Raw genomic sequence first — 2,670 nt, 5'->3', positions numbered from 1 at the left:
GTTTAACTCTAGAAATATAAATAAATTAAATATTTTGAAATTTAATTCTTTTGGGTGAGTCAATATACTTACAAATACTACATAGGGGTGGTGCTTACCAAGCATAAAAATTTATATTATATGTACAATAATTCCGGATTTCTCATTTTTGCAGTATTTTATCTCGCTTACACTACTAGCAAAAACTATAAATAGACATCTCCAAAATATAAATATTTTGTGGTACAAGAATTCCTTGAGACTTAAAATGCTTCGGCTACTATAAACTACAGTTTTGAGTATATTCATTAGCGATCGCACAACGAAATATCATACTACAGTTATAAAACAAAGATGGAGTAAGCTATTCGGCAGTCTCGAAAAAAATATTCCTATCCTCTTGACACTTATATAACACGAATGTAGTGTAGAACTATAGACAAACAAAACATCTCCAAAAGAGCGTTCATAGGGATATAAGAATAAGCATAAGAATAAATATAAAAAAGGAAGCGATCGCAATGGTTCACATTCGCTTTGAAGGTCGTTCATATGACATGCAAGAGGCACAAATAAACCGGAATGCGAGTATGAATGACAGTGCAATCAAACAAAGGTTAGCGGAGCATTTTGATATCAACTTAAACCGCTTTGAAACTTATATAGTTGACCGCAGACCAAGCGGAGACTTAATTATTAGACCAGAAGCAGTTTATGGTTAATTTGATTTTAGATTTTGGATTTTAGGTTAACTTTCAAACTCTAGATTCAAAATAATATAAATCAAAACTACTTTACTAAAATATGACTTCGCGCCCTAATTTAAAAAGCTTACATACTAGCTCATTTGGTAGAGCATTCGACTTATAATCGAAGAGTAATAGGTTCAATTCCTATGTATACGCAAACAGCTTTCTTAACTTGCGCGAAGTCCTTAATAATCAATCCTGCGTCCCAACTTATAAAGCTTACATACATATATTTAAACGTTCGGTTATGGGTGCCAATCCCATCATCCCCGTTATTCATTTTTATTGATGATTAACATTAATAATTAATCTTGGGGATGTAGCTCAATAGTAGAGCAAGCGACTTGTAAAAACAGCTTTATTAACTTACGTGGGATAAATAAAATCATCTCGCATCCTTACCCAAAAAGTTTACATCCTTTTCGTAACTATAACGACCCTAAGGTAGGGATATTCAGGTGAGAAACTCGATACAGGCTGTGCCGAATGTCGAAGTATCAGTGACTGAATTAGCGATCGCATTTCAAGTCTCACGTTCTCGGATGAGAAATGTGTGCCCACTGCTTAGATTAATCCAACAAGATAAAGCTTAATAACTCCCGGTTCGCCTATTTTTTGATGAGTTAGAAGAAATAAGCAGTTATAAGTATACCCAACGACATATTTCCAAAAGTACAGAGTAGGTATAAGTTCGGGTTTATGGATACAGAACCTATAATTACAAACGAACGAGTAGATGATATTCCTGTACTGCTAACTCAATTAGAGCGTATGGGTGTCAAACAACTACTTGATAAGCATTTCTCTACACATGGAAATTGGCAAGGTGAAAGCTTAGGAAGTATAGCGATAATTTGGTTGACGCATATACTTTCACAAGCGGATCACCGTCTAAACTATGTCCAAGGATGGGTAGCAAAAAGGTTAGAAACATTAAAAATGTTTGTTGGAGAAAATTTAGAAGAATTAGACCTTACAGACGACCGCTTGCAATCGCTATTACGTTATCTGAATTCTGATGACAATTGGAAACAATTTGAGGCAGAACTTTCTGGAAACATGATACAAGTCTACGATTTAAATCCAGAGAAGGTACGTTTAGATAGTACAGCAGCTAGTAGCAATTGTGGAGTAAAATCGTCAGGACTATTTCAATTTGGTCATAGTAAAGACCACCGACCAGACTTGGCACAAGTCAAAATTATGTTATCGACTTTAGACCCATTGGGTATGCCAATAGCGACAGAAATATTATCAGGAAATAAGGCTGATGACCCATTATATATTCCAGCAATTAATCAAGTACGTTCGACATTTGATAAATCAGGATTGTTATATATTGGTGACTGTAAAATGGCATCAATAGCAACTCGTACTCACATTGCTATGGGTGAAGACTTTTATCTTTGCCCCTTAAGTGCTAAACAGATGACACAAGAAGAAATCGGACAATATCTTCAAGCAGTCTGGGATGGAGAACAACAACTAACAACTATCGATTATGATTATGCTGACGGTAAAAATAAAAATATAGCTTTATGATTTGAACGAGAAGTAGCTCAAACAATTAAAGTAGATGGTAAAGAATTTACTTGGAATGAACGACAATTAATAGTACACTCCTTCGCGATGGCAGAAACAGAAGAAAAGTCATTGCACTCACGTTTACAAAAAACATCAAATGCCCTAGAAGTTCTTAAAAAGCCTCGTCGTGGCAAGAAAAAATTAACCTCAATTGATGATTGGGAAGCTTCTGTAGCAGCGATTCTGAATCGTTACCGCACCAATGGACTATTGTATCCCATCAATACTTCGGGGTAAAGATTTATTCTGGCATCCACGACCAACCAAACGGGTTAAGCGAAGATTTGTCCCGAATAATACTGCCCAAAGATGGGATATTTCCGATCAAAGAAATGCGATCGCGGATATACTCAAAAAA

Annotated in this window: 2 protein-coding genes, 1 tRNA gene and 1 pseudogene; all 4 read left to right on the top strand. The window is 35.5% G+C overall.

Going from position 1 to position 2,670, the window contains the following annotated elements; genetic code table 11:
- Positions 1-500 precede the first annotated feature (500 nt).
- Positions 501-701 (top strand): hypothetical protein, encoded by a 201-nt coding sequence (locus CK510_RS29045; RefSeq protein WP_095724931.1) that lies wholly within the window; start codon positions 501-503, stop codon positions 699-701.
- 115 nt (positions 702-816) lie between these two features.
- Positions 817-882 (top strand) — tRNA-Ile (locus CK510_RS32170).
- 304 nt (positions 883-1,186) lie between these two features.
- Positions 1,187-1,321: a hypothetical protein gene (locus tag CK510_RS34150; RefSeq protein WP_281257104.1), complete on the top strand. Its 135-nt coding sequence runs from the start codon at positions 1,187-1,189 to the stop codon at positions 1,319-1,321.
- Positions 1,322-1,427: 106 nt separating this feature from the next.
- Positions 1,428-2,522: pseudogene (locus CK510_RS29040) on the top strand (IS1634 family transposase); the annotation flags it as partial.
- Between the last annotated feature and the right edge of the window lie 148 nt (positions 2,523-2,670).

Source organism: Brunnivagina elsteri CCALA 953 (genome assembly GCF_002289455.1).
Lineage (GTDB): Bacteria > Cyanobacteriota > Cyanobacteriia > Cyanobacteriales > Nostocaceae > Brunnivagina > Brunnivagina elsteri.
The sequence above is the reverse complement of the archived record's forward strand: the minus strand, read 5'-3'. Positions and strand labels throughout refer to the sequence as shown.

Excerpts from the sequence above, each read along its gene's own strand:
- CK510_RS29045 (WP_095724931.1), top strand. The coding sequence starts at position 501 with ATGGTTCACATTCGCTTTGAAGGTCGTTCATATGACATGCAAGAGGCA.